Source organism: Ligilactobacillus acidipiscis DSM 15836, assembly GCF_001435755.1.
GTDB classification, from domain to species: domain Bacteria; phylum Bacillota; class Bacilli; order Lactobacillales; family Lactobacillaceae; genus Ligilactobacillus; species Ligilactobacillus acidipiscis.
Map to the genome: position 1 here is coordinate 1 of NZ_AZFI01000161.1, position 4344 is coordinate 4344.

The following is a 4344-nucleotide window of genomic DNA, read 5'->3' on the forward strand; positions in this document are numbered from 1 at the left end:
GATGGTAAAGCTTGGAATAGTTTGTATTGGGGTAACCATGATCAACCAAGGGTGGTCTCTCGTTTTGGATCTGATCAACCAGAGTATAGGGAATTATCAGCTAAGATGTTAGCTACCACATTACATATGATGCAAGGTACACCATATGTTTATGAAGGTGAAGAGCTGGGAATGACCAACGTTCATTTTAAAGAATTATCGGAATATGAAGATATTGAGTCAATCAATGCTTATCACCAATTGGTTGAAAAAGAAAGAGTAGTAGCACCTGAACAAATGCTGGAATATTTGTCTTTCATGTCACGTGATAATTCGCGGACTCCGATGCAGTGGAGTGCTGAAAAAAATGCAGGTTTCACAGATGGAGCAAAGCCATGGTATGGTCTGAATCCTAATTACCTTCAAATCAACGCTGAAAATGAATTGAAACAAGAAGGCTCAGTATTTTATTACTATCAGAAATTAATAAAAATGCGCCATGATTCAGAATTGATTAGATATGGATCATACGAGTTGTTAGACCCCAATGATGAAGAGGTTTTTGCCTATAAGCGGCATTACAAAGGGCAAACTTTACTAGTCATCAGCAACTTTACTGAAGACACTTTAGAGCGAGATTATGAGCAAGACCAGGGGGAATTAGTCCTTGCTAATTACTCTGAGAGACAGGAAAGATCCTTTAAGCCATATGAAACTAGAGTTTATTTATTTAAATAGTCTTGGCACTAGCCATAACTAAAGAATGCTGTCTGGGCGACATTTGTTAATTTGTCACGCTTAGACAGCTTTTTGCACTTAACACAAAAAAACAACATCTTGAAAAGATTAACGGATATTTCCCTCTAAAGTAAGTTTTTGTACGCTTGGTGTTAGTTCGTAACAACCAATCATTTATACAAAATTTTACAAAAAACCAATAAGGTTAGACTTTTAAGTGGTCAACCAAAAAAAATAAAACCAATTGAACCACATAAAATTAAAAAATGTCTTAATTTACAAGTCGATTTGAATCGGTTAAAGGAAATCTGCGGGTGCCCTTACGACAAATATTGTCGTTTTTTTATCTATAATTGGTGCAAGATCAAGCATACGTGCGTTTCTGACGTACAAATTTTAGCTTTACTTTGCATACAAATGATAAATAATATTCAATCTCAATGTAAATTTTCGAGCAGGTTAAGTTTTTTATTTTTAATCAAATTGCGCTGAGTTGGGCTGTACTCTTTTTGTTCGGCGAGCATATCAACATTTAACTGTCATAATGGTCATGCGTCAAGGAGCTAATGTTCAGTCAAATAAATTTATTGATAGTTTGCGTAACCTCTTATGTCAAAAACTAGAAATAAGCACGCCAAGGCTTTTTCTAACTTAGCGATATAGGATACAATGTCACGAAAACCATGTATTTTTATGGCCTTAAAGCCCACTTAGGAGCGGCAACTAATGGTTATATTTTGAACTATATTTGTCACCAAGTCTTCAATTCATGATACACAAATCGCCTTAATTTTGATCGAGAGCTGTCCCTGTCATTTTGTTTTGGTATGTTAGCCAAACTTTAAAAAAGTTTACAAAACATGGGTACAACCTTTAAACACTTTATTGTTCAAATATGAAAGGTGCAAGGCAACATAATAGTTGTGTTCTAAAGAAATTACGCTGTATCATTGAATCCCATTCGTCAATTTTGGTGGCCAAAATTATGGAATCGTAAATAATTTAATGCGTTCGTTAGACGGTTTTTGGCTAAAAAATGAGTTGATTGTTTTTACTTATGATCTTGTTTTTTGTTTTAACGAGAATGAAGTTATTACGAACTAGTACATACACGTTATACCACTTTTAATCAATTCATTTTTTATTTCAATTGAATATATGATTCTAAACGGGATAAAAGCGATAGATAACTTAACCTTTCAAGAAAAAGCGGTTTTTGAAAAATATTCGGATCTTAAATGAAAGTTTTTAAAATGAGAGTTATTGAAAAATTTTGTACATTTTTATTTTATGTATTATTATTCACAATGTTTTTAAACTTAATTGCTAAAAGAAGTGCGTATATAAGACGAAAATTCCCCAAATCTTGTATATTTTATTTGTAAGTGTTAATTTGTCTTAATCCATAAGAATTTAACTTTATAAAATCTGATGAATAATATAATCTAATTAGCGAATAAAGATACTCTAATGATAGTTTTAACCTCATTGCTTATGTGAAAAATAAAATATATAATTATGGTGAAATAGCAAAATAGAAGCGCTAACATAAATATATTTTTGTTTACGATGTTTTATTTTCAAGGGGGCGAAATTGATGAATCGAGAAAAAAGGTTAGAGTTGATCAAAAAGATTGTAGATTCTGAGAAAATATCAACTCAAGAAGAATTATTAGAAACTTTAAAAAAAAGGGGCGTAAATGCGACTCAAGCTACGATATCGAGAGATATTAAATCTTTAGGGCTTTTTAAAAGTATGAAGAATGGGACAAAGTACTATATAACGCCTTATAAGCAAAAAGAAGCAAAAAAAATCAATAAAATTCAAGAAGCTATTCACGATAATGTGACTAGTGTTGAGAGAATTGCATGGCTAAATATTGTAAGAATGCCTTTAAATTCTAATTATGCAAACGCCTTAGGGTCGTTGCTTGACACAAGTAATATACCTGAAATCGTAGGGACTCTTGCAGGCAACGACACATTGGTTATTATTAGTAAAAGTGAAGATGATGCTGCTAAAATAAAACAATTTATTTTAGAAAGTATTGATAATTAGTAATTGCATTTTTCTTAAGGAGGAAGAAAAATTGTTAACTGAAGTTAAAAGGTCTCTAAAAACTAGGCATTTGTCAATGATTGCATTGGGAGGTAGTATCGGGACAGGTTTATTTGTGGCAAGTGGGTCAGCAATTTCTAAAGCTGGACCAGGGGGAAGCGTTGTTGCATATGTTGGTATTGGAATAATGATCTTTTTTTTGATGACTTCATTGGGAGAAATGGCAACATATTTTCCCGTTTCCGGTTCCTTTGCCAGCTATGCCCGACGATTTGTTGACCCAGCTTTTGGCTTCGCAATGGGTTGGAATTACTGGCTAAATTGGGTGATCACTCTGGCAGTGGATGTTTCGACGATTGGTCTCGTTTTTAAGTTTTGGTTTCCTAATAGTTATGGGTCACTTTTTAGTTTAATCGCCTTTATTTTAATTTTTTTGATAAACGCCTTGTCAGTTAGTTCGTTTGGAGAAACGGAATATTGGTTGGCGATAATAAAAGTCATTACAGTGATTTTTTTCTTGTTGGTCGGCTTTTTAACGATTGTTGGGATAATTGGTGGCCATCCAGTTTTTGGAAGAAATTTTACGTATAAAGATGCACCATTTGTTGGTGGCCTACCAAGTATTATTCAGGTCTTCTTAGTTGCTGGTTTTTCTTTTCAGGGTACAGAACTGATTGGAATTACTGCTGGGGAATCTGAAACCCCCGGTGAAAGTATTCCTAAAGCAATCAAGCAGGTTTTTTGGAGAATATTAATTTTTTATGTTTTTTCGATTGCAGTAATTGCTGCCCTAATACCTTATACTAGTCAAAATTTGTTAAGTACAAGTGCTTCAGATATTACTATCAGTCCATTTACTTTGGTTTTTAAACGTGCGGGTTTGGCCGGAGCGGCCAGTATTATGAATGCTGTTATTCTAACGTCTGTACTTTCTTCTGCTAATTCAGGAATGTATGCTTCTACTAGAATGCTTTTTTCTTTAGGGGTTAATGGCGATGCTCCTTCCATTTTTGCTCGGACTAATAGTCGTGGAATTCCTATGCCGGCATTATTAGTAACTAGTATTGTGGGATTGGTTATTTTTGGGACCAGCATTGGCGATAGTCATATATATACTTTCTTGGTTAGTGCTAGTGGGTTAAGCGGTTTTATAACGTGGTTAGGTATAGCAATATCCCATTACAGGTTTAGGAGAGCTTTTGTAGCTCAGGGACATCGGTTGAGTGAACTTAAGTATCACGCAATGATGTTTCCGCTGGGACCAATTATTGCGATGATTTTATGTGTGGTCGTAATCTTTGGTCAGGACGTTGATTCTTTTTTAAAACTTGACTGGCAAAATATCGTTATTTCGTATATGTCTATACCTATTTTTTTAGTTCTTTTTATTTACTATAAAGTCAAATATCACAGTAAATTAATACCTTTAGATCATGTTGATTTATCTGTTCATAAAATAGCAGCAAACGTTTTAAACCCTGCCAAAAAAACGTATAAGTTTAAATAATTTTTTATTTTCGAGTAGCATATTGGTATTTAAAATGGGAGTGTCAAGAAGTTTGTGTAAA

Annotated in this window: 3 protein-coding genes; all 3 read left to right on the forward strand. The window is 33.7% G+C overall.

The features are described from left to right. Positions 1 to 717, forward strand: a 717-nt coding sequence (locus FC65_RS09020; protein WP_156408613.1) for an alpha-amylase family glycosyl hydrolase, incomplete at its 5' end; no start/stop codon positions are given. A 1597-nt stretch (positions 718 to 2314) separates the two neighbouring features. Further along, positions 2315 to 2776 carry an arginine repressor gene (locus FC65_RS09025; RefSeq protein ID WP_056972420.1) on the forward strand — a complete coding sequence of 154 codons (462 nt, stop codon included), beginning with the start codon at positions 2315 to 2317 and terminating at the stop codon, positions 2774 to 2776. A gap of 76 nt (positions 2777 to 2852) precedes the next feature. After that, positions 2853 to 4283: an amino acid permease gene (locus FC65_RS09030; protein WP_056972421.1), complete on the forward strand. Its 1431-nt coding sequence runs from the start codon at positions 2853 to 2855 to the stop codon at positions 4281 to 4283. The last annotated feature ends 61 nt before the right edge of the window (positions 4284 to 4344 follow it).

Excerpts from the sequence above, each read along its gene's own strand:
- FC65_RS09025 (WP_056972420.1), top strand. The coding sequence starts at position 2,315 with ATGAATCGAGAAAAAAGGTTAGAGTTGATCAAAAAGATTGTAGATTCT.
- FC65_RS09030 (WP_056972421.1), top strand. The coding sequence starts at position 2,853 with ATGATTGCATTGGGAGGTAGTATCGGGACAGGTTTATTTGTGGCAAGT.